This is a genomic window from Desulfotalea psychrophila LSv54, from assembly GCF_000025945.1.
In the GTDB taxonomy this organism is placed as follows: domain Bacteria; phylum Desulfobacterota; class Desulfobulbia; order Desulfobulbales; family Desulfocapsaceae; genus Desulfotalea; species Desulfotalea psychrophila.
In genome coordinates, this window is sequence record NC_006138.1 from 1,380,737 (window position 1) to 1,402,588 (window position 21,852).

Annotated in this window: 20 protein-coding genes and 1 tRNA gene; 6 read left to right on the forward strand and 15 right to left on the reverse strand. The window is 49.0% G+C overall.

The window, feature by feature from the left end:
• Positions 1-208: 208 nt before the first annotated feature.
• The 10 genes from DP_RS17895 to DP_RS06285 all read right to left on the reverse strand — a co-directional run bounded on the left by DP_RS17895 (position 209) and on the right by DP_RS06285 (position 8,864).
• Positions 209-403 (reverse strand): hypothetical protein, encoded by a 195-nt coding sequence (locus DP_RS17895; protein WP_156792217.1) that lies wholly within the window; start codon positions 401-403, stop codon positions 209-211.
• Positions 404-446: 43 nt separating this feature from the next.
• Positions 447-1,730 carry a hypothetical protein gene (locus tag DP_RS06245; RefSeq protein ID WP_011188478.1) on the reverse strand — a complete coding sequence of 428 codons (1,284 nt, stop codon included), beginning with the start codon at positions 1,728-1,730 and terminating at the stop codon, positions 447-449.
• Between the two features lie 290 nt (positions 1,731-2,020).
• Positions 2,021-2,965, reverse strand: a complete 945-nt coding sequence (locus tag DP_RS06250; protein WP_011188479.1) for an AEC family transporter — start codon at positions 2,963-2,965, stop codon at positions 2,021-2,023.
• Between the two features lie 45 nt (positions 2,966-3,010).
• Positions 3,011-3,913 (reverse strand): selenium metabolism-associated LysR family transcriptional regulator, encoded by a 903-nt coding sequence (locus tag DP_RS06255; protein WP_228130190.1) that lies wholly within the window; start codon positions 3,911-3,913, stop codon positions 3,011-3,013.
• A gap of 21 nt (positions 3,914-3,934) precedes the next feature.
• Positions 3,935-4,855: a cysteine synthase A gene (gene cysK, locus DP_RS06260; RefSeq protein WP_011188481.1), complete on the reverse strand. Its 921-nt coding sequence runs from the start codon at positions 4,853-4,855 to the stop codon at positions 3,935-3,937.
• 8 nt (positions 4,856-4,863) lie between these two features.
• A complete protein-coding gene (locus DP_RS06265; RefSeq protein ID WP_011188482.1) occupies positions 4,864-5,841 on the reverse strand; it encodes a serine O-acetyltransferase in 978 nt (325 codons plus the stop codon).
• 23 nt (positions 5,842-5,864) lie between these two features.
• The gene (metW, locus tag DP_RS06270) at positions 5,865-6,488 is read right to left on the reverse strand and encodes a methionine biosynthesis protein MetW (protein ID WP_011188483.1); all 624 of its coding nucleotides are present in this window, start codon (positions 6,486-6,488) and stop codon (positions 5,865-5,867) included.
• 24 nt (positions 6,489-6,512) lie between these two features.
• Positions 6,513-7,685: a homoserine O-acetyltransferase MetX gene (gene metX / locus DP_RS06275; protein ID WP_041277703.1), complete on the reverse strand. Its 1,173-nt coding sequence runs from the start codon at positions 7,683-7,685 to the stop codon at positions 6,513-6,515.
• 208 nt (positions 7,686-7,893) lie between these two features.
• A complete protein-coding gene (locus DP_RS06280) occupies positions 7,894-8,487 on the reverse strand; it encodes a tetratricopeptide repeat protein (protein WP_011188485.1) in 594 nt (197 codons plus the stop codon).
• A gap of 302 nt (positions 8,488-8,789) precedes the next feature.
• Positions 8,790-8,864, reverse strand: a tRNA-Cys gene (locus tag DP_RS06285).
• Positions 8,865-8,920: 56 nt separating this feature from the next.
• Between DP_RS06285 and rnc the strand changes: the two genes are divergently transcribed.
• Genes rnc through DP_RS06310 form a run of 5 tightly spaced genes read left to right on the forward strand, consistent with a single transcriptional unit; the run spans position 8,921 to position 14,027 of the window.
• Entirely contained in the window at positions 8,921-9,646 is a 726-nt protein-coding gene (rnc, locus tag DP_RS06290; RefSeq protein ID WP_011188486.1) for a ribonuclease III, read from the forward strand.
• Complete coding sequence (locus DP_RS06295) at positions 9,647-10,669, forward strand: elongator complex protein 3 (protein WP_011188487.1); 1,023 nt, start codon at positions 9,647-9,649, stop codon at positions 10,667-10,669. It begins immediately after the preceding gene.
• A gap of 53 nt (positions 10,670-10,722) precedes the next feature.
• The gene (locus DP_RS06300) at positions 10,723-12,714 is read left to right on the forward strand and encodes an ABC-F family ATP-binding cassette domain-containing protein (protein ID WP_041277704.1); all 1,992 of its coding nucleotides are present in this window, start codon (positions 10,723-10,725) and stop codon (positions 12,712-12,714) included.
• Between the two features lie 2 nt (positions 12,715-12,716).
• Entirely contained in the window at positions 12,717-13,151 is a 435-nt protein-coding gene (locus DP_RS06305; RefSeq protein ID WP_011188489.1) for an MOSC domain-containing protein, read from the forward strand.
• A gap of 9 nt (positions 13,152-13,160) precedes the next feature.
• Positions 13,161-14,027 (forward strand): DMT family transporter, encoded by an 867-nt coding sequence (locus tag DP_RS06310; protein ID WP_156792218.1) that lies wholly within the window; start codon positions 13,161-13,163, stop codon positions 14,025-14,027.
• A 20-nt stretch (positions 14,028-14,047) separates the two neighbouring features.
• Here the strand turns inward: DP_RS06310 and DP_RS06315 are convergent, their stop codons facing one another.
• The 3 genes from DP_RS06315 to DP_RS06325 form a co-directional block, all read right to left on the reverse strand.
• Positions 14,048-14,455: an NUDIX hydrolase gene (locus DP_RS06315; protein ID WP_011188491.1), complete on the reverse strand. Its 408-nt coding sequence runs from the start codon at positions 14,453-14,455 to the stop codon at positions 14,048-14,050.
• Positions 14,456-14,519: 64 nt separating this feature from the next.
• Positions 14,520-15,260, reverse strand: coding sequence for a ParA family protein (locus DP_RS06320; RefSeq protein ID WP_041277706.1), 741 nt, complete (start codon positions 15,258-15,260; stop codon positions 14,520-14,522).
• Positions 15,261-15,264: 4 nt separating this feature from the next.
• Positions 15,265-16,764: a CHAD domain-containing protein gene (locus tag DP_RS06325; RefSeq protein WP_049785020.1), complete on the reverse strand. Its 1,500-nt coding sequence runs from the start codon at positions 16,762-16,764 to the stop codon at positions 15,265-15,267.
• Between the two features lie 379 nt (positions 16,765-17,143).
• Here DP_RS06325 and ppk1 point away from each other — a divergent pair, with 379 nt between their 5' ends.
• The gene (gene ppk1 / locus DP_RS06335; RefSeq protein ID WP_228130191.1) at positions 17,144-19,267 is read left to right on the forward strand and encodes a polyphosphate kinase 1; all 2,124 of its coding nucleotides are present in this window, start codon (positions 17,144-17,146) and stop codon (positions 19,265-19,267) included.
• 85 nt (positions 19,268-19,352) lie between these two features.
• Here ppk1 and DP_RS06340 read toward each other — a convergent pair whose 3' ends face one another.
• Both DP_RS06340 and DP_RS06345 read right to left on the reverse strand, forming a co-directional pair.
• Entirely contained in the window at positions 19,353-20,450 is a 1,098-nt protein-coding gene (locus DP_RS06340; protein ID WP_011188495.1) for a hypothetical protein, read from the reverse strand.
• Complete coding sequence (locus tag DP_RS06345; RefSeq protein WP_011188496.1) at positions 20,447-21,829, reverse strand: TIGR01777 family oxidoreductase; 1,383 nt, start codon at positions 21,827-21,829, stop codon at positions 20,447-20,449. The genes DP_RS06340 and DP_RS06345 overlap by 4 nt, the downstream gene beginning before the upstream one ends.
• Positions 21,830-21,852: the final 23 nt, after the last annotated feature.

Sequence of the window (21,852 nt, forward strand, 5' to 3'; positions counted from 1 at the left end):
GCTATTGTTTTTGGGATTAGTAGAGGCCTAGAGGTAGCATTTCATCTGCAGGTAGAAAGAGCTGTCGGCGATGTCATCGGAGTATGATCCTGCTAGCCAGCAGAGAATGGGTAGGAGTCTCCGCTTTCCAGATTGGCGGGATTGCTGTCGGTATAGTCAATATCGCCAGAGCCATAGCCCGGATGGAAGCTGAGGGCCAGATCATGTTTTACCTAGTGATTATAGCCACCTGTGATGCCGTGGACATTGGCATCGTATTCAACAGGGTCGGAGCTGTTAGGGGGTAGCTGTAATAGGGGCGGGCAAAGAGCCAGCTACGCTTTGCCGACAGGGCACTTGTCATCAGCGCCGATGGGTCAAGAATGGGATCGGTTGAGGCAAGTTGGACACCTTCGTAGGCCACACTGCCTGTGGATTGTTTCTGGCCATCATGCCGAGCATGGGGCTTATAAGGTCGGTTCTGGCAATGGCAATGCTGTTGTCGGTGATGGTGTTTTTCTGACCTCTGTTGCTAGCTGTGAAACAGAGGCCTTGGGGTGGTAGGTGATGGCCAGTTTCTGTGGCGCTTCTCCATTGCCGTTTATAAGTTCTGCTGAATAATCGGGACTGGTCGTCTGGATATGGCTGAATTGATCTATGCTGGCACCTCCTGCCAGCATGGGAATATCATAGCTGCCGTTGCTGAGGTTATTGTCGGTAAAGGCATAGAGTCTTGCATTTTCGAAGGTGACATCTCTACTGCCACCCGAAATAGTTCCCCTGTACTCCCTATCTACCTGGGCCTGATCATTGAACTTCATGGCAAAACCGGTGATATTCACCCCATCTGGGGCAACAACCTGGTATGAACTTTCTTCTGCTCTTGTGGTGGTAAGATTAATCAGTCCGGAGGAGTGAAGGACTGGCAGAATCGATGAGTCTGACGGAGCCCCTATGTAGATGCCCGTTGCGGCACTTGTGCCGCCGTTTTCAGCCTCGACGTTGATGGTGCCGCTATTGGTTACATCTCCACGAGTCCAGATGCCTGTTGCCTGACTGCACGCATAGCCGGAAGTTGAGTTGCTGGTCGCTTTAACGGTAATATCGCCCCTGTTGTTGATATTGCCTTCTGAATCCACAATTCCCAAGGCCTTAGTCCCTCTTTTTGCCCTTGCGGTAAGAGTGATATTGCCCTTATTGTATATATTGCCCCCTCCTGAAGTGCTCATCAGTCCGGTGCCCATTATGTCTCTGAAGTTTTTTGTTTCTATTGAGATTGTGCCGTTGTTTTCAATATCAGCCATGCTGAAAATAGCGGATGCCCAAATGAAGCCAGTGTCAACGCCATTGCTGTGTTGTGCCCTGATACTAATATTGCCCTCGTTATTTATGTTGAGTCCGTATACAAGATTTTTTATCCCCCCTGCTCGAGAAGAATCTTCGCTTGTCACCCCTGGGTAATCGAGTCTTATGCTTCCCTGATTGGTAAAGGTCTGTCCCGTTTCGGAGTCTCCCGTGAGGACAATGGCTATTTGGGGCACTCTGCCACTGTCCGTGATGTTTTCAGTATTGGTGTCCCAGGAAGATGCTGTGAGGTATGGTGTAGCCGCTGATGCTAGAGGGGCGGTGATCAAGAGGGCAATGGTGCCGGGGCAGAGGGTGGAGTGGAAAAATCTGGTGGGGACTGGCTGCCCATTTTTTGAGGGCCAGGATCTAAGTTTATGTTCCTTTGGCGGAGTGACGCTTTTCATGGATGAGTTTCCTTTTGAGTTAGTTGATGGGGGGAAATCTTCTAACTCGTTGTTGATACTAAATTGAAGCGTAGTATGTCTAGTAAATGTTTAATATTGTATTGTTTTATTGCTAATTTGCCCGCCTTGCCCTCTTGGCTGAAAGCAGAGGGGGCAGAGTTTTTGTAGCTGTTGCAATGAGTTTTTTAGAAGTGCAGGGGCAAGAGGGGCTTTGGTGACTATTAGCCTGTAGGTGTATTTTCAGTTGATCAAATTTTGTCTTGGCTGAAGATTTGTAGAGGTGGCTCGTGCTAGCTCATCAGAAGGTGGGTGAAGAAGGTCAGGCTGAGGGCGGAGAGGAGGGTGGAGATAAAGAGTATGGCTGAGCTTTCCTCTATATAGCGGTTACTGTTTGCGGAGATAAGACAGACATTGCTGGCAAGTGGCATTGCCGCCAGAAGTACCGCGCAACTTTTCCAGATGGGATCAAGTTCCGGGAAGAGGGGGCAGAAGGCCAGGACAAGCAGGGGGCTGAATACCAGTTTACAGAGGCTGAGCCACCCCGCTTCGAGCATGGTTTTTTTTACTGGCTTGAGCCGAGCGAGGGAGAGCCCCACGGCAAAGAGGGCGGCAGCAGCGGTGGGTGATCCCAGTAGCTCAGCGGAGCGGCTGATGGCCGCAGGAATTCTGATGGTAAGAAGAGAGCAACCAATGCCAATGATACAGGCAATGATAAAGGGGGTGCAGAATGCCCGGATAAGGGGCTTGATCTTACTGCCACCGTCCCTGCCATCGTGCCTGTTGCTGGCGCAGATACTTAGGGCACAGATGCCCAGGGCTGTGAGTGTTAGGTTGACGGTAATGGTGCCGATAACGGCCGCTACTCCACCTCTGGCCCCGAAGAGGCCGACAAGCACGGGGATGCCCATATATGTTGTATTGCCAACCGTTGATGCCATAAGGAAGAGAATATACTCTTCCAGACCCTCTTTTTTGAAAAAGAAGAGACCTGCCATGCTCACTATGATGGTGGCAAGGGAGCCAAGGAGGAAGACCAGGATGAAATCTCCGTTGAGGATATCCGACGCCTCTGCTTGGGAGGTGGTGACAAAGAGCAGGCAGGGCAGGGCTATATAGTAGACGAAGCGGTTAATGACCCTTGCCGCCTCCTGCCCTAAAAAATTGCCCTTACCTGCTAAAAACCCGGTCAGCAAGACGACGAATACGGGGATGATGGCATTGAAAATATCGATCATGGTCTATTCTGGCTCTTTGGCTGATAATCTCTCTCGGTGGTGTGCCTATACAGTCTCTGGCTCTTGGTGCTGTTGGAGCAGGAAGTTGTAAAATGCCTGGTACTGGCGTGGCAGAGATCGCTTTGCTAACTTGGCTATATAAAAGGTTCTGTTCATTGAAATATCTTTGAGCTGAATCTCTCTGAGCCATCCCATTTTCAATTCTGTTTCAACGGCGTAGCGGGAGACGATGGCAATACCGAGATTGGTCTTTACCGCCTCTTTGACGGCCGTGCTTGAGCCAAAGCTGGCAACAATATCGAGTTGGTTGGGAGAAAAGCCCGCATTGGTGAATATCTTTTCCATATTGCGCCGGGTACCGGAGCCTGTTTCTCGGGTAATAAAAGGGTATTTGCCCAAGGACTCTAACTTGATTCTTGCGGGAATGGGGTTTTCCGGGTTGGCTATGACAATGAGTTGGTCTTCACAGAGAGGGGTGAACTCAATTTTTCGGGAAAATGTTTTGCTACCGACAATGGCCAGGAGCAGGCGTTTGTCGTGGATGGCGCTTGCCGTCCGGGTAGAATCTTTTATCTGTGTTTCAAAGATGATCTTGGGGTACTTTTTCTTAAAGGCGGCTGCATATTTGGGGAGGAGATAGGTGCCGGGGATGGTGCTGGCACCTATGGTCAACTCGCCTGCCACTGTGCTGCCCGCAGAGGAGACCTCGTCCTTTAACTGTTTCAGATCTTCGAGTATGGCAGCGGCCTTGGGGTAGAGGGTCTCTGCCTGGATGGTGGGCATAATAGAGCGTCCAAGTCGATCGAAGAGTTTGCAGTCTAGCTGGTCTTCCAGGTTGCGGATATGTTCGCTCACCGTCGGTTGGCTGGTGTAGAGTAGCTCAGCGGCCTTGGTGAAGCTCAGGGTTTTGTATACAGCAACAAATATTTTAAGGTGACGAGTTTCTATGACGTTCTCCTTCTCTCTTTATCAAGAGGTGCTAAATAGATTGGTGCTGAGGTATCTTTCCCCGGTATCCGGTAGAATGGTGACAATGGTTTTTCCTATATTTTCCGGTCGTTTGGCAACTTCCAGGCTTGCCCAGAAGGCAGCGCCTGAGCTTATCCCACAGAGAATGCCCTCTTGGGTGGCAAGCTCTTGAGCTGCCACGAGTGCATCTTCGTCGTTTACCTTGATGGTTTCGTCGATGAGACTGATATCAAGATTACCGGGGATGAATCCTGCCCCGATACCCTGGATGCCGTGGGGCCCCGGGGCTTCGCCGGAAATAACGGCAGAGGTGGCGGGCTCTACCGCAATCACCTGCACTCTAGGGTTTTTTGCCTTAAGTACACTGCCCACTCCGGTAAGGGTGCCGCCTGTGCCCACTCCGGCGACAAAGATATCTACCCTGCCATCGGTATCTCGCAGGATCTCTTTGCCGGTTGTTTGTCTATGGATCTCTGGGTTGGCTGGATTATTAAACTGATCTGGCATAAAGCCATCAGCCAGGCCTGTTAGCAGTTCCTCTGCTTTGGTGATGGCTCCTGTCATTCCCTCGGCTGCCGGGGTAAGAACAATCTCGGCGCCCAGATGCGCCAGGAGTTTACGTCTCTCTATGCTCATGCTCTCGGGCATGGTGAGAATGAGGCGTAATCCCTTGGCTGCGCAGACAAAGGCGAGCCCAATACCAGTGTTGCCACTGGTTGGTTCGACGATGGTTGTTCCCTTAGAGATCTTTCCCTCTCGCAGACCTGTTTCGATCATGGAGACGGCAACCCGGCATTTTACACTGCCTGCTGGGTTTCGTGATTCCTGTTTAACGAGAATGGTGGCAGCGCAGTCCCTGTCAAGTCGACCTAGCTTGAGTAAAGGGGTGTTGCCAATGGATTGTCCAATTGTTGTGGTCATGGCCCTTCCTATAGATGTGTTTTTTGCCCATTTGCATGGTGCACGATAAGCTCAGGTTTTTTTAAAAATACCTTAGAGCCCTGTTCAACACTTTCGATGATCCAGCTATTACCGCCAATGACCGAGCCCTCACCTATGGTGGTGGTGCCGCCAAGAATGGTGGTATTGGCATAGATGATAACATCGTTTTCAATGGTTGGATGGCGTTTTGTTGAGCGTAGTTTCTCGCCCGCATCGCGGGGGAGAGAGAGTGCTCCTAGGGTAACACCCTGATAGATACGTACGTTCTCACCAATAATGGTTGTCTCGCCAATAACGATGCCTGTGCCGTGGTCAATGAAAAATCCCGGGGCAATTTGGGCACCGGGATGAATATCGATGCCTGTTTGGCTATGGGCGTATTCAGTCATTATTCTTGGGACAAAGGGTACCTCAAGGAGGAAGAGTTCATGGGCAAGTCGGTAGACCAAGGTGGCCAGTAGACCCGGGTAACAAAAGATGACCTCATCTGGACTCTTGGTTGCGGGGTCACCAGCAAGTGTTGCCCGAATGTCCTGAGCCAGTGTTGCGGTTATTTCCGGTAATTTTTCCATGAACTGAAGGGCGAGTTTGGCGCTCTCCTGTTCGCAGTTGGTGCATAGTCTGCGGTTTCTCCGGCAGTCATGGCGGATGGCCATGGTGATCTGCTCGCAGACCAGCTCATAAAGATCCATGGTCTCCTTGCCAATATAGTACTCAATATTGGAGGCATGGAGCTTGGTTGTGGTGAAGTAGCCGGGGAATATGATGCGACGTGCCTGGAGGGCAATATCGATAATTTTTTCCTGAGAGGGGATGCAAACAGGACTGATATGGTCAAAGCATTCCTTGGTGCTCCAGCCTGAGAGCATTTTTTTTACGATATCTGGAAGTTGGTTATGCTTACTGTTTTCTGTGATCTTAACGTGATCGCAAAGTTCTGGGATGGTAGGAATCGTTTTTTCCATGGTAACAGCCTTGTGTTTTACTTTTATTGTTTTGCTATAACGAAGATGCCGTAGGTCGCCCGAAGATTAATGAAGCGTTGTATTATATGGCCTTTAGTGCTTTTCGGGTTGGTGTTGATGGCAATTTCTTTGACTATGCTGTAGCCCACCTCTCTGGCAAAGATGCGAAAATCTTTGAGGGTGATAACCCTGATATTTGGTGTGTCATACCAAGAGTAGGGAAGGTGGTCGTTTTTGGGGGCCATGCCGCGTAGGAGTAGTCCCTGTCTGATGGAGTAGTGGCTGAAATTTGGAAAACTGACAATAACATAGCGGCCAATGCGGGCAAGGGACTGCAGCAGTTTGTTTGGTGCAAAGACCTGTTGCAGGGTCTGGCTGAGGATAACATAGTCAAAGTAGTTGTCGGGGTAATCTTCAACCTCTTCGTTGAGATCCCCCTGCAGGACGGTAAGGCCACGAGAGATACAGTTTGTGACTTTCTTTTGATCCTGCTCAATGCCTGTGCCTTGAACGTCTTTGTTCTCCTTGAGCCAGGCAAGGAGGTCACCGTTGCCGCAACCGAGGTCAAGCACCCGGCTACCCGGTTCTACCACCTCGGCTATTACCTGCAGGTCAAAGCGAAAATTTTCTACTTTTTCTATATTCATCTTTTCTTGGTGGTAATGGTGAAATTATATCTCGGCAATGCCCGTATAGATGCCGGCCAGAAAGCCCCTCATCAGTTGCTCCAGGCGATCATCGGGAATAAGAAATGCGTCGTGACCACAGTCGGATTCTATTTCAGAAAAACTGACGTTTCGTCCGGAGCGTTTTAAGGCCTTTACCAAATCTCTGGCCTGATAGGTTGGATAGAGCCAGTCAGAGCTATATGAGATGACAAGGTATTTCTGCTGTGGCGCAGTGAGTTCTGTTTCTGGTCCGGATGTGCTGATCCGTTCAACAATGTCAAAATAATCCGACGCCTTGGTGATATAGAGCAGGGAGTTGGCGTCAAAGCGGTGCACGAATTTATTGCCCTGATAGCGGAGGTAGGATTCCACCTGAAAGTCTGCGTCAAAACCATAGGAGAGATTCTCCTTTTCCTGAAGGTTGCGGCCAAACTTACGGCGCATTGCCTCGTCGGAGAGGTAGGTGACATGGCCGACCATGCGGGCCACGGCAAGGCCTGTGTCCGGATGGGCCTGGCCGTAATATTTCCCCCTGTTCCAGTGAGGGTCAGTCATAATAGCCTGTCTGGCAATTTCGTTAAAGGCGATGGCCAGGGCCGAGTGGCGCATGGTGGTGGCAATAGGGATAACAGAGTGCATCATCTCGGGGTAGCGAATCGCCCATTCCAGGGTCTGCATGCCGCCCACGGAACCGCCGATTACGGCAAGTAACTTGGGGATACCCAGATGGTCAATAAGGAGCTTTTGGGTGGCAACCATGTCACCGATGGTAACCATAGGGAAATCAAGTGCATAGGCCTCCCCGGTTTCCGAATTCTTACTGGCGGGGCCGGTGGTGCCATTACAGCTACCGAGGATATTGGAGCAGATAATAAAGTATTTGTCGGTGTCAATACCCTTGCCCGGGCCGACAAGAAAGTCCCACCAACCTGGTTTTTCCTTGGGGCCATCCGTGGCATAGTGCCCCGCAACATGGGAGTCTCCTGAAAAGGCGTGGTTGATCAGGATGGCATTATCCTTTCTGGCTGATAAATTGCCATAGGTTTCGTAGGCAATGGTTATGGGGCCTAATTTGGCACCATTTTCCAGGATAAGGGGGCTTGGTACTTGGGCGCAGGTGAAAAATTGTTTTTCAACGATGCCCACGGATTTATGATCTTTTATCTCTTTTTCCATTGTCTTTTTATGTCGGTACGGAACCAATATTTTTTGTCGCGCAACAGGAGGAAAGAGACAAGCTGAAAAGGTTTCAATCCGTTGCATCTATGGCGTATATTACGGCAAAACATACTACCAAAATGTGGATAATATTGCTGTGCTAGAATGGGTATCCTTAAATTTTTTTATACAAGACCCGCTCTTGTTAGTGAGAAGAGGTGTCTTTCTACTGGGCCGGTTGCACTGTCTCTTCTGTCTTGAGGTATTCAACAAATTCTGAGACCTTGCCGCCATTGCTTGATTGGGCCTCAGGGTTTACCCGGAGAAGTTCTTCGAAACTGGCGATGGCTTGCTGTCGTTGGTTGAGGTCGTAAAGGAGAACAATGCCCCTGTTGAAGAGGGCGGTCTCGTGTTTGGGGTTGATGGCTATGGCCTTGTTAAAAGAGTCGATGGCCTTTTGCGCTTGTTCGTTGCGGCGATACATGACTCCCAGGTCTGTCCACAGGGCAGCGTCGTTTGGTTTGAGAAGGATTGATTTTTTATAGGCAGCAATAGCCTTCTTATGCTGGTTGGAGTCAAAGTACATATGGCTGAGCTGAATCCATGAGTCCAGATCCTCGGGCTTGTCCTTGACAAGTTCCTCAAGTTTGTGGAGTTGCTCGTGGTTAATGGCCGGGATTTTTGCTGTGGAGGGTATTTGCTTATTTGAGAGTTGTGGCTGAAGTTTGTATACGCTAATGCCTACGCCGGAGATAAATCCACAGATGAAGATGAATGCCCAAACGAGATAGTGGTTGGGTGAATTCTTGGTTGTTTTCATGGTATTTTTTTTGGATAATGTTGATGTTTTTATCTAAGTGAATATTCCTAGTATGCTGTACAGTAGATAAAAGTATAGCTGATTGTGCTTTTTGTCCAGTATGAAGAAATTGCTCTGTAGGCTTTCTGCGGGGGAAGGGGTCCTGCTGTTTCTGCGGATGCCTTTTACGTTGACCTAGGATTTGATATCAGGTATTTACTGTCCGAAAAAAAATCAACGGGGAGGCAAGGCTGTTATGGATTTATTTGTTGGGCATAAAAAAAGGGATAACAAACGAAGCTTGTTATCCCTTTTTCAATTACTGGAGGCGACGAGCGGATTTGAACCGCTGAATCATGGTTTTGCAGACCAGTGCCTTACCACTTGGCCACGTCGCCCCGTTGTGCAGACTTTTATACCATAGATTTTAATTAAGACAAGGGGAAAATTTAACATGGGAATAGATGTAAAGGAACTTATCCGGCGAAATAGGCAAAAGCACGCTGAATTTGAGAAAAAAATAAATTATAAATTTATCGATCTGCGTTTGTTACAGAAAGCATTAATTCATTCGTCCTATGCATTTGAACAGGCTCAGGCTGGTAAAAACAATGAAAGATTGGAATTTGTCGGGGATGCGGTCCTCGATTTGGTGGTGGGCAATGCCCTCTATCGGCGCTTTCCTGAGATGCGGGAGGGAGAGCTTACCCGTTTGCGGGCAGCCTTGGTTAATGAAGGGCATCTTGCCACTATGGCCAGGAAGATTAATCTGGGCTATTTTTTATGCCTTGGTAAGGGTGAGGATAACTCCAAGGGGCGCGAGAAGTCTTCCATTCTCTCCTGTGCCTACGAGGCAGTGATCGGAGCTATCTTTCAGGACGGTGGTTATGATGCGGTGGCAGCGCTAGTGGAGAGATTTTTCTTGCCCGTGATTGATCGGCGTAAGGAGGATCTGCTTCTGGCCGATGCCAAAAGTCGTCTGCAGGAGATTCTGCAGGAGAAGCATAACGAGGGGCCGTCCTATAGACTTGATAATGAAGAGGGTCCGTCCCATAAAAAACGCTTTACCATCTCGGTGCTTTTTCGAGACGAGGTGTTGGGTACCGGCGAGGCGGGGTCGAAAAAAGAGGCGGAGCAACGTGGGGCAGCTCTGGCCATAAAAAAAATAGAGAGCATGTAAATGGGTCTTGTCATACCGCTGTTTATTCCTCACCGTGGTTGTCCTCATCAGTGTCTCTTTTGCAATCAGGAATCCATTACGGGCTGTGCGGAGCCTAAGGCAGATTATGGTGAAGAGGCTATTGCCACCATTGAGGAGTGGTTGGCTCGGGAGTCCTTACATGGTGAGCTACGGGAAAGGGAGGTGGCCTTTTACGGGGGCTCTTTTACCTGCCTGCCGGAAGAGGAACAGGCACGTCTGCTTGCTCTTGTTCAACCCTATATAGATAGGGGATTGGTGGACGGTATTCGTCTCTCCACCAGACCGGACTGTATATCCAAGGATATTGCCGAGTTTCTTGTTGCCCATCGGGTAAAAAAGGTGGAACTTGGGGTGCAGTCCATGGACGATGGGGTTCTGCGGGCGGCAAAACGTGGCCACAGTGCCCTGGACTGCAGGAGGGCAATTGCTATTCTGCAGGCTGCTGGCCTGCAGGTGGGGGTGCAGCTGATGGCAGGCCTGCCCCGGGAGACAACGGCCATTTTTTTGCGGGGGCTGGATGAGATTATCGGTCTTCGTCCGGACTTTGTTCGTCTCTATCCCGTGGTGGTGGTTCGTCATTCAGAGCTTGAAGACTTGTATCTTAAGGGGCGTTACCAACCCATCTCTTTGGCAAAAGCGGTTGCCTTTGGTCACCTTTTTCGTGTACGTATGGATCGTGCTGATATTCCTATTATTCGTATGGGTTTGCAGCCCTCAAAGGATTTGGAGCAAATGTTGGTGGCAGGGCCCTATCATCCAGCTTTTGGTGAGTTGGTAGGCTCTCGGCTGTGGCTCAAGGAAATTCGCCACAGATTGAGGGACTTGCAGGAGGGAGAGAACCTGCTCATGACGATTTCTCATAGAGATCTGTCCGTGGCTCAGGGGATGAAAAAATATAATATAAGGCGTATCCAGGCCCTGGGCTATGGGGATCGTTTTTCTATTCAACTTGATGTGCAGATGACCCGTGGAACTAGGAAATTTTCAGTAGAAAAAGGCTAGTGTATATCGGTTTTTGAATATATCAGAAAAATTGTTTGTGGAGGTCTTTAGACGTGTTGTCTGTAAATCGTCTTGATATACGTTACGGTGAGAAGCATCTTTTTAAAAATGTTTCAGTGCAGGTAAATCGTGGCAATCGCATAGCCCTGGTTGGGGTTAATGGCGCAGGGAAAACAACCCTGTTAAAAATTATGGCCGGGGTAAGTGCCACCGATGATGGAGTGGTTACCTGTTCAAAACAGTTCACCGTGGGCTATCTACCTCAGGAGTCAGAGCCATCAACGTCTGCCATAAGTCTTTATGAAGAGGCGAAAAAGGCCTTTGCTCCGATTATTGCCCTGCAGGAAGAGGTGGATGTGCTTCATCAGACTATCTCTTGCTGTGATGCCCAGGATCCCACCCTTGAAAAACTTCTGCAGCGTCAGGGAGAGTTGCAACATCGGCTGGATGGCAGCGCTATCTATTCCATGCGGGCCAAAATTGAAAAGGTTCTGGATGGTTTAGGCTTTACCTCTGAGGATATGGAGAAGGAATTACACTCATTTTCCGGTGGCTGGCAGATGCGTTTGCGTCTTGCTAAAATGCTCCTTGAAGCACCCTCAGTCCTTCTGCTTGATGAGCCCACTAACCATCTTGATCTTGAAACTCTGAGATGGTTGGAGCAGTTTCTTATCTCCTACGATGGGGCTATGGTGGTAATTTCCCATGATCGCTCCTTTCTCGATAAAGCGACCACCATGACCTGGGAGGTGAGTCTTGGTAATGTCAATATCTTCAAGGGCAACTACAGCTACTATGTCAAGGAGAAGCAGGAACGGCTGGCGGTGGAGCGCGGTGCCTATGAAAACCAGCAGGCAAAGATTCGCCAGACCATGCTTTTTGTAGATCGCTTTCGTTCAAAGGCGACCAAGGCCAAGCAGGTGCAGAGCCGGGTCAAGCAGCTGGAGAAGATGGAAATGGTTGAGCTCTCTGCCGAGGATCAGCAGATTCATTTCTCCTTTCCGCCGGCACCGCCTTCGGGACGGGATATGCTCTCGGTGAAGGGGCTAAGCAAGAGCTATCGGGGAAAAACTGTCTTTAAAGATGCAGAATTTGAGCTGCAACGTGGTGATAAGGTGGCCGTGGTTGGAGTTAATGGTGCCGGTAAGTCCACTTTGCTGAAGATTCTAGCCGGTGAGATAGAGGCCGATGCAGGCCAGAAAAAATTTGGTTCCGGGGTGGTTAAAACCTATTTTGGCCAGCACCAGGCCCAGGAGCTCTCACCGCAGTTATCCGCTCTGGATACCATGGCTCTCAGTGGTGAGGCCCTGAGCATTACCCGTCAGCGTTCCCTCCTCGGTGCCTTTTTGTTTCGTGGCGACGAGGTGGATAAGAAGGTTGCCGTTCTCTCCGGTGGTGAAAAGAGTCGCTTGGCTCTGGCTAAGATGATCGCCATTCCCGCTAACTGTATGCTCCTTGATGAGCCTACTAACCATTTGGATATGAACTCCCAGGATATTCTCCAGGAGGCCATGGGGCAGTACGATGGCACTATTATCGTTGTCTCTCATAATCGTTATTTTCTCGATACTTTTGTCAATAAGGTCTTTGAGGTAAAGGATGGTAAGATAAATGTCTATGGCGGTAATGTGACGGAATATCTGCAAAAGGTAGAGGCCATTGCCGAAGAGGGCAAACGGCAGGAACAGGATGCTACGAGGCAGGAGTCTGTCCAGGAGCCTGGTGAGGGTTCGGGGCAGAATCGCAAGGAACGGAAAAAGCAGGAGGCGCAGAGGCGTCAGGAACGCAGTAAGCTCTTGGGTTCATGGCTGAAGGTTGCCGAAGAGTCTGAAAAGCAGGTGGAAAATATCGAGGAAGAGAAAGAAGCGCTTGAGGTCACCATGGCCGATCCCGCCCTCTATTCCGATGAGGATGCCTGGTCGGCGGTCAGTGCCGATTACGAGGCGTGTAAGACCCGGCTTGAACGAGCCTATGCCAGCTGGGAAGAGGCACAGGGGAAAATAGAAGAGGGCGAGGCAAAACTTGCCCTTAAGTACGGAGAATAGGGATGAGGATAGAGAAGATTGCCTATAAGGAGGAGCGTGGTCAGCCCATGCTTGAGGTGGCTACCTCTCAGATCAGTCTCGAGGCGGGGCTTGCAGGAGATATCTCAGGCAAGCCGGGCACGCGTCAGATCACCCTCCTCAGTGCTGATGTCTGGCAGGAGGTCTGTGCTGAATTGTCTGAGCAGGTACCCTGGACTGTACGTCGGGCTAACCTTCTTGTCGCTGGGGTGAGGTTTAAGCAGAGCGATGTGGGACGTATTCTGCATATAGGTGATGTACAGATAGAGATAACCCGCGAGACCGTCCCCTGTAAGTTAATGGATGCTCAGGTTTCAGGTTTGTTGGCTGCCCTGAATAAGGAGTGGCGTGGCGGTGTTTGTGGGCGAGTTGTAGCAGGTGGTAATATAGAGGTAGGTGACAACGCCCACTGGGCGTAGGAGAGGTTGATGGGACGTGTTTTAGGGACCAAAAAGTTGTTGGGCTGGCTCGCTGTTTTTTGTTCAACGTTTTTTTTCTATTTTGCAACGGTGGTTATTCGGCTGGCAGAAGGTGAGGTGGATATTGATGTCTCCTATTTTGCCTTCTTTCGCTTTATTTTAGGTTTCATTGTTGTCAGTATTATTATGCTTATAAGCAGGCAGCCGGTGCGTCCTCGCAGATACCATTTCTTGTTGGGGCGGATGTTGGCAAATACTGCTGCTGTATACTGTTTTTATAAGGCAGCGTCCCTTGGGTCGGTGGCAGAGGCCAATATTCTCAATATGACCTACCCCCTCTTTGTGGCCTGTGCCTCATGGTTTCTCTTTAAATCGCAGAGAGATTGGGTGGTGGCGGCTTTGGTTGCCCTTGCCTTTGTGGGGGTCTGGTTGGTTCTTAACCCGGGTGGTGATTTTTCTGTGAACGGGCAGAGCATCTGGGGTCTTGCCTCTGGTATGCTTGCCGCCGCGGCAATTATTTATCTTAATCTCTGTCGCATAGATCACGACTCCAATACCATTCTTTTTGTTCTGTTTGGTTTGGGCTCTATAGTTATGTATACGTTTTTCCATAACTATATATTTTGGCCAAATGGTAAGGAGTTCTACTACTTGATGCTCTGTGGTGCTCCTGGCGTTATTGGACAGTATTTGATTACCTTTGGCTTTCGTTTTGTGACGGCTGTTGAGGGATCGGTTATCTCCTCGTCAAGGATTATGCTTGCAGCCCTGTTGGGGCCAATTATCATTGGTGAGCCGTCCCTGGCCCTATTGGGATGGTGTGGCGGTTTCTGTATCTTTGTTGCTAATGTGGGCTTGGCTATGCGTAAAAAATAGTCAATCAGGACGGGCCTCGGCTATTTACGGCTGAGGTCGTCCTGCCATTGGCGTAGACATTTTTGAATACTGCCCAACTCGATAAGTTCATGGGCCCTGTTTAGGGAGACCAGCTTGCGTATGCGTTGGTGCTGTTCGGGCCATTTCTTGAGAATTTCAGTCACCTCCATGGGGAAAAACTGTATTTTGTATTTGGTTCCATGATGTTGATATTTTATCAGATATGATTTTTTCCCCTCTATGCATCCGATAATACCCGCCTCCTCAAAGGCCTCCTGAGCAGCTGATTCGATGCAGCTCTTCTTTTTTACCAGATGTCCCTTGGGCAGGATCCAATAGCCATTGGTACGACTGGTAATCAAAAAGATCTTTAAAGACTTCTTTGTCTTGATGTACGGAATTACTCCATATTGATTTTTGCTGTTCATGGCAAATTTTGTTGGTTGTTCTGGGAATAATTTCTCGCTATATAATTCCTGTTCAGTCAGAGACTTACAGTCTCTTGAGGATGTCTTTCCATACCTCGTTGTAGGCCTGGGCCACTGAGTTGGACTTGGCGTAGGTCAGAACAGGGGCCCGATGGATACCCATCCGTTCGATATCTGTGCAGGAGGGAATGTCGCTTACCAGAAAATCAGGATACTGTTGGCGTAGTCTCTTCATGCTCTCCTTATGCAACTTTTTCTGGCGTTGAACCATGGAGAAAAGGGGCACTATTTTTTCTTTTTTGAATCCCTTTTCCTCAAAAAACTCGTAGAGTTGGCCAAGGGTTCGCTCTGATAGGGTGGTGGGGATCACAGGTATAATTATTTTGTCTGCAACCTTGAATACATTCTCGGAGAGACGAGAGATATTTGGTGGGCAGTCAAGGATGACAATGTCATACTCACTGTCCACGGCCTTCAGGGTCTGTTTGAGACGGGAGCGGCTCTTTTTCATGTTTGCTAGAAAAATATCAAAATCCCGGTAACTCATATTGGCGGGCAGGAGATCAAGGTTGTCGAAGTCGCTGGCTCGAATTGCCTCGGAAAAGCGATCAACATTGGTGAAGAAGGCTTGTTCTCTCAGCTCTTTTGAGGGCTTGATCCGAAAATAAAATCCAGAGGCACCCTGGGGGTCAAGATCACAGAGAAGGGTCCTTTTGCCGCTTTTGGCGCAGGCATAGGCGAGATTAACCGAGGTGGCTGTTTTGCCAACACCACCCTTATTGCTATAACAGGCTATGATTTTCATAATACTATCCTTTTGTGCTAAAAAGCTCACTGACGAGATCTGCTGTTCTGGGGCTGTTAAAGTTTTTGAAATTTTTTGTAACCAGAGCCCGTTCCTTTTGTTGGCAAAGATTGAGCATTGCTCTCAGAGCTCCGATGCCTTCGGCAAGCTTTTTCCCATCCCTTCCCTTAATATCAGCTGTTTCGAGAAATGTCCCCAGGGATATCTGTTGGACTGAATAATCGTTAAATCGACCTAAATTGTCCTGGAGCATTTTCAGTGATTTTATAATTGACTTAACGCTGCCCTGGCTAAAAACCGGGGTGAAAAATTCCAGGAGATAACGAAGCTTTTTGCAGTGGATGCGAAGCTCATGGACGATGGCATCTGCGGTGCTGTCATCGATGCTGGCGGCGATCCTGCACACCTTTTTGTATCTGCTGAAAATCACCTTTTTGGCAAAAAGAGCCGATGGTATTTGAGCCTTCTCTCCCCATATCCACGAGTTGTTGGCAAAGCCATCTTGGAGGGATTTCATTCGCCTGGTATAGGCCTTGTTCTGTAGTTCCTTACAGAGAGAGCTGTGTAGTAGCTTGCGTTCCCGGGTGAAGGCGGCAAAGAGAATTTTAAGGCCCTCATGGGTGCTTTTGGGTACAAGCTTGAAATACAGATCCTTATCAAGCAGATAGACATCTAAATCCCGCAGGCGTCCCGTTGCCTGCATAATTTCTGAAAATTCTGTTTTGAGGTAGGCTGTGTCGGCCAGCGAGTATACTCCCTTAAAGAGGCTGATGACAGAGCGTACCTTGCGTAGACTTACCCGGTAATCATGGAGAAATTCGCTGTCGTAATCGGCTCTGATGCCAATCTCGTTTCTTCTGGCAACGGCAATGAAGGTGTTGATTATTCTGTTGCTTGTCTCCTGGATGGGGGTCTCGGCTTGCAGGGGGATTGTGGGTTTTGCCTCGTAGGCAAGGCTTGCTATCTGCAGGAGAGAATAGATGTCCTCTTCTTTTTCCTCAACCGGTGAACTCAGGGCTTCCACTAAAATTTGATGGGCCTCGTCATAACCGCGAAGGGGTTGACTGATGGCTATTTGTACTCTTCTTTTTTTTCGTCTGAGGAGGGTGCTGCCCAAGCGGGCAACGGTCTTTCCCTCATCGTCGAGCATGGTGTGTGCCTGTAGCTGTAGGGAAATTTCAGTCCGGGGTAGGAATGCCCGGAGGGGCGAGACTGTTTCCAGTGCTTCTTTTACGGGACCTGCTGGTAGCTCTGGCCAACATTGAAGTTCTATCTTGCCCCGTTGCTCTCGGCTTGCTCCTGTTTTAAGGTCAATAAGGATGATGGCCTGTTCTGTTTGTAAGAGTATTCTTCCCGTTTTACGCAACTCTTCGTCGAAGGTATCAAGAATCTTGGCCTCTTGTTTTTCGTCTATCCTGCTCTGCCAACTGTAGGTTGGCTTGAGGGCTTTTTGGATTTTTTTTATGGGTAACTCTGAACGTGCAAGGAGGATATAGGGTTTCATGGCTTTTGTTGGTGGCCTTCGTATTAATAAAATATATTGAAGTATTTCTTCTGCTTCGCGGTTGGATCTCTTCAGGACGTCAGTTGAGTTCTTTTTCTCAAGAGATGAGGTCAGTTTTATTGATTTTTTGTGAAAAAGCAAAGGCTTTTTGGCTTCAAAGTATTTTTTGTCAAAAGGGTGTATAGTGCTAATATGGGCCTTTGTCTTGCACTTTCTCAGCTTTGGGCTGTTAGGTTGTTTCGGTCTGTTGATGGAAAATATGAACGAGGTGAGTTGTTTTTAATAGGAAGAGAGGGAGGGGCTATGGCTCGGCAGAAACAAGGAAGGCAAAAGGTTGGAATAGAGAAGTCGACGTTGATTTGAGTTCCCCCAGTGGTTTCTGAATCGTGAAGTTATGTGGCTTAAATTTAATGGCAGGGTCCTTGCTGAGGCCATGGATTCCCGTAATCCTCTGTTGGCAAGGGTGTTCTTTTTTGCCGTGGTTGATTCGAATCTGGATGAGTTTTTTATGAAGCGCATTGGTCGGTTGAAGCAGCAGGTCAGCGCCGGGGTAAAGACCCTTAGTGTTGATGCTCTCCTGCCTCAGGAACAGATTGATGTCTGTACCCCACTTATCCAGGATATAATAAAGAGGCAGTATACTCTGGGGCGTGAACTTCAGGCGGGACTGGCCAGTGAAGGGATTGTTGTTGCCAGTTATGCAGGGCTTCCTCGCGAACAACGTGCCTGGTTGGATAATTTTTTTATCGATCAGGTTTTTCCTCTCTTGACTCCTCAGGGAGTTGATCCCGCTCACCCTTTTCCTTTTATCTCTAACCTTTCCATAAATCTATTGATTAGTGTCCGTTATCCGGGCAGTGAACATGTCTATCGTAATCGGGTAAAGATGCCGGTCAATGAGGTGATCCCTCGTTTCGTTAGAGTTGGTAGTGATGATGTTTATATCCCCCTTGAGGATCTGGTCAGTAATAACCTGCAAATGCTTCTGCCCGGTATGGAGATAGACAGTGTTGATGTCTTTCGCGTTACTAGAAATGCTATGACAGGGCCGAGTGGGGGGCAGGTAAATGATCTTTTGCATATGATTGAGTCTGCTCTGCGCGAGAGGAAATTTGCCGAGATTGTCCGTCTGGAAGTGGGGCGGGGGATCAGTTCTCTAAATCGGGGGATGCTTGCCGCTGAGCTGGGGATTGACGAGGAAAAAGATGTTGTTGAGTTGGATGATCTGCTGGGTAAGGGATCACTGATGGAAATTGCTAAAATAGATAGAGATCAGCTTCATTTTTCTCCGCATCATTTGGTTAATAACCCTGATCTCATAGAGGACGATCCAAATATTTTTCATGTACTGCGGGAGAAGAAGGCTGTTTTACTTCAGCATCCCTATGAATCGTTTGAAACATCCGTTGAGCGTTTTCTGGATGAGGCGAGTCAGGATCCCAAGGTATTGGCCATAAAGATGACCCTCTATCGTACGGCAAATGACTCCAGAATTATTGAGTATTTAATAGAGGCATCGCAGAATGGTAAGCAGGTTGCGGTGGTGATGGAACTCAAGGCACGATTTGATGAGTCAGCCAATATTAGATGGGCGGGTTATTTAGAGCAGGCAGGGATCCATGTGACCTATGGTGTTCTTGGGCTGAAGACACACTCTAAGGTGATCTTTGTGGTGCGTAAAGATTATGATGGGATTCGTCGTTATGCTCACATCGGTACGGGTAATTATCATTCGGGAACGGCAAGAGGCTACTGTGATCTTGGTTTGTTGACCTGCGATCCTGATATCGTCTCTGATCTTACCGAGTTTTTTAATTATCTGACCACGGGCTATACCCCTATCCGTCGTTATAAAAAGCTCCTGCCCTCCCCCCGGATTCTCAAGAAGGCATTGCTCTCAAAGATTAACAGAGAGATTGCCGTTCAGGAGAAGGGAGGCGTGGGGCTTATTCAGTTGAAAACCAACGCTCTGGAAGACCGTGACCTGACAGAGGCGCTCTATAGGGCCTCGCAGGCAGGGGTGCATGTTGATCTCATTGTTCGGGATTCATGTCGTCTCCGCCCCGGAATTGAGGGGCTTTCTGAAAATGTTCGGGTGATCTCTATTGTGGGGAGGTTTCTGGAGCATAGCCGACTTTTTTATTTTAGAAATAACGGCGCGGAAGAGTACTATATTGGCTCTGCAGATCTCATGACCAGGAATTTGGAGAGGCGGGTGGAGGCCTGTGTGCCCGTAGAACTTCCTCACCTTCAGGCGCAGTTGCGGGAGATTCTTGATCTACAGTTGGCTAATAGTAGGAATGTCTGGGAGATGGACTCCGGGGGTAACTATCTGCAGAGGACAACCAAGGGCAAGAAAAAATCAGAGACGCTTTCTGTGCATCAGCTCTTGATTGATAGCGCGGAAAAACGGGACGCCGCAGGTAAGCTTAAGTTGGCCAAGAAGCGTAGCCAAAAACAGATAAAAATTAGATCCAGATCGTCCCCTTCTTCGGAGAGGTGATGGGCGGTCTCATTGTTGTGGTAAAAAGAGCTCAATCCTGTACATCAGGGTTGGGCTTTTTTTATGAGACTACTGTTGTCTGTTTTTAGGAGATCTCTTCGCCAATGCCAAAGAGAAGTTGGTATAAAAAAACTGAATAGGCTAGGACGGCTACGATGGCGACCGGAGCAAAGAAATATCCTAAGGGGCAGAGTATGACCACGGTGATCCAGTGAAGGGCTATGGTGGGTTTTGTTTGAAGTTGCAGGGGAAACTCTCTATGGCGTGCTGCTACGGCAAGTCCACTGAGGTTCCAGCCGTAGAGAGCCATGAAGGCATGCATGCGCAGTAGTGGCAGGCTATTTTCCGGGTTATAGAGTGGCGAAAATTCCAGGAGGATATAGATGATGCCGGTAATTGAGGTGCAGAGAAGAAAGAGGATGCCCGAGAGGAGAAAGTTTTTTTGCTGGGAGGGAATACCGAGGGATATATAGAGAAAAAAAACCAGACCTACCGTGATAAAGAGGGTGGAGGCGATGATCACCTGGGGAATAAAGAGGCCGGCCAGAATAAAGATAAAAAAGATAATGACTCCCAGGTTGATTATCCAGAAGGAGATCTCCTTAAGTGTTCTGGCAAATGATGTTCTGGCCTTTTGCATCAGAGAGAAAATAACAGACATGCTTATGAGGGAGAGGGGAAAGGAAAATCCGAGGAAGAAGGTATCAAGGGTCAGTTTTGGGATGGTGAAATAGTGGAGGTAGATGGCGTTGAGAATAACAAGAGAGGATATGATGAGGGCCAGGGAGAGACAGAGCAGGGCAGCTTGGTGAAATTTTTTGGCAACGGGCTCACTGCTGCGCAGCATTTCTACAGGGATGCAGTGGCCGAGGTGTAACACCCGTACCCGTTCGGTGATAACGGCAAGTCCCAGTGGCAGGAAAAGTGTTGGTGGATACCATTCCAAGAAGGCTGTAAGGGCAAAGAGAAGGGAGCCAAGGCAGTAGAGTTTGCCGTGTGTTGAGAGTCGCTTTTGTCCCTCCGTGAAGTAGATGAGTAGGGTGCCGCCAACGCAGAGATTAAAGAGGAAGATGTGCAGTCTTTCAAAGTTGAGCACCTGGGGCGGGACAATATGGTGCATAAAACCACAGGCCAGGGCTGTAGTAAGGAGCAGGAGGAGTAAAAGCTTAAATCGTAGACTCATCTGTACCGTCCCAGTTGAATTTTCAAACTCTTTTTGAGTTCAGGGTATTGAAAGCAAAATCCTGACTCTACCAGTTTCTTACTTGATACATGGCAATTTGCCAGGGCAATCTCTCTGGCCATCTCGCCGTACAAAAACGTGAGAAAGCTGGCGGGCACCCTGGGGAGAAGGGGGCGTTTTTTTATTTGGGCAATGGTGGCAAGTAGCTCCTCATTTCTCACCGGCTGTGGGGAAACGATATTTATCGGTCCTCTGATCTCCGGGCAGACAAGGCAGTGGAGGATTGCCGCTAGCATATCGTTGATGTCTATCCAACTGGTGTACTGGCGGCCGTTACCAAAGCTTCTTGGTAGGGCTATTTTGCCGATTTGCAAGAGCCTTTTGAGGGCACCGCCGCGGTGGCTCAGGGTCACTCCCATTCGTAACATGGCCGTGCGGATGCCGGTGATCTCTGCCTGAGCGGCCTCTTTCTCCCAGACCTTGCATACCTGGGAGATAAAATCTGAGCCGGCCTCTTGTTCTTCCGAGAGGTTTTGCTCGGGACTGTCACCATAGTAGCCCGTGGCCGAGGCAGAGAGGAATACCTGTGGCGGCCGTGGGAGTTTGGCCATAGCTGCACAGAGTAAGCGGGTGCCATTTTTTCTGCTCCTGAGGACCCTCTCTTTTTTTCCCCTGCTCCAGCGGCTCAGACCAATTTGTTCGCCAGCAAGATGGATAATGGCATCTATTTCTGGAATGGCATTGCTGTCAATTTCTCCCAGGGCAGGGTTCCAGTAGATCTCCTTGTCTCCCTCTACTCCTCTTCTTACAAGTCTGAATACCCGGTGTCCGCCACTCTCCAGAAAGGGTACCAGCTCGCGCCCTAGTGTTCCGCTAGCTCCGCTGATGAGGATGCGTAGAGGTGGCCAGCTATACCTTTGGTGTCTTGCCAGGTCGTGTCGAAGAATTTCATGGCGGTAGGTGAAGGTTCTTGTCAGCTCTTTTTTTACCGCCCCATGGACAAATGAGGGGAGGAATTCATGGACGGGCAGGCGGTACTGCACCAGGTCTTCCATGCTGGCGCCGTTTTCCTCATTTTGAAAGAGGTGTCTGTGCTGCCAGAGGGAAAAGGGTCCCTCCGTCTGTCTATCCTCAAACATTTTCCCTGGTATGGCCTGCAGATGCTCTGCTTTGACGGTAAAGGCTATGGAGGCTATGCGCATGCGTATGGTGGTCTTGCCTCCCCTGCCTAAGCCTCCACTTCGTTCGAGTACCTGTGCCTCCTGCCAGGGGGGGATGAGGCGTTCAAGCGCTCCCGGTCTGGCATGCCAGGCATATATATATTGAGCATCCACGGGGTAGATAGATTTTTTTTGTAGTTTATTTCGTTTGTCTGTCATTTTTTTTGTCTGTTTTGGATGGT

Excerpts from the sequence above, each read along its gene's own strand:
- DP_RS06250 (WP_011188479.1), bottom strand. The coding sequence starts at position 2,965 with ATGATCGATATTTTCAATGCCATCATCCCCGTATTCGTCGTCTTGCTG.
- metX (WP_041277703.1), bottom strand. The coding sequence starts at position 7,685 with ATGGAAAAAGAGATAAAAGATCATAAATCCGTGGGCATCGTTGAAAAA.
- DP_RS06345 (WP_011188496.1), bottom strand. The coding sequence starts at position 21,829 with ATGACAGACAAACGAAATAAACTACAAAAAAAATCTATCTACCCCGTG.
- DP_RS06305 (WP_011188489.1), top strand. The coding sequence starts at position 12,717 with ATGAGGATAGAGAAGATTGCCTATAAGGAGGAGCGTGGTCAGCCCATG.
- DP_RS06325 (WP_049785020.1), bottom strand. The coding sequence starts at position 16,764 with ATGAAACCCTATATCCTCCTTGCACGTTCAGAGTTACCCATAAAAAAA.
- DP_RS06245 (WP_011188478.1), bottom strand. The coding sequence starts at position 1,730 with ATGAAAAGCGTCACTCCGCCAAAGGAACATAAACTTAGATCCTGGCCC.
- DP_RS06315 (WP_011188491.1), bottom strand. The coding sequence starts at position 14,455 with ATGAACAGCAAAAATCAATATGGAGTAATTCCGTACATCAAGACAAAG.
- DP_RS06320 (WP_041277706.1), bottom strand. The coding sequence starts at position 15,260 with ATGAAAATCATAGCCTGTTATAGCAATAAGGGTGGTGTTGGCAAAACA.
- DP_RS06265 (WP_011188482.1), bottom strand. The coding sequence starts at position 5,841 with ATGGAAAAAACGATTCCTACCATCCCAGAACTTTGCGATCACGTTAAG.
- DP_RS06295 (WP_011188487.1), top strand. The coding sequence starts at position 9,647 with ATGGGTCTTGTCATACCGCTGTTTATTCCTCACCGTGGTTGTCCTCAT.
- cysK (WP_011188481.1), bottom strand. The coding sequence starts at position 4,855 with ATGACCACAACAATTGGACAATCCATTGGCAACACCCCTTTACTCAAG.
- rnc (WP_011188486.1), top strand. The coding sequence starts at position 8,921 with ATGGGAATAGATGTAAAGGAACTTATCCGGCGAAATAGGCAAAAGCAC.
- metW (WP_011188483.1), bottom strand. The coding sequence starts at position 6,488 with ATGAATATAGAAAAAGTAGAAAATTTTCGCTTTGACCTGCAGGTAATA.
- DP_RS06340 (WP_011188495.1), bottom strand. The coding sequence starts at position 20,450 with ATGAGTCTACGATTTAAGCTTTTACTCCTCCTGCTCCTTACTACAGCC.
- DP_RS06280 (WP_011188485.1), bottom strand. The coding sequence starts at position 8,487 with ATGAAAACAACCAAGAATTCACCCAACCACTATCTCGTTTGGGCATTC.
- DP_RS06310 (WP_156792218.1), top strand. The coding sequence starts at position 13,161 with ATGGGACGTGTTTTAGGGACCAAAAAGTTGTTGGGCTGGCTCGCTGTT.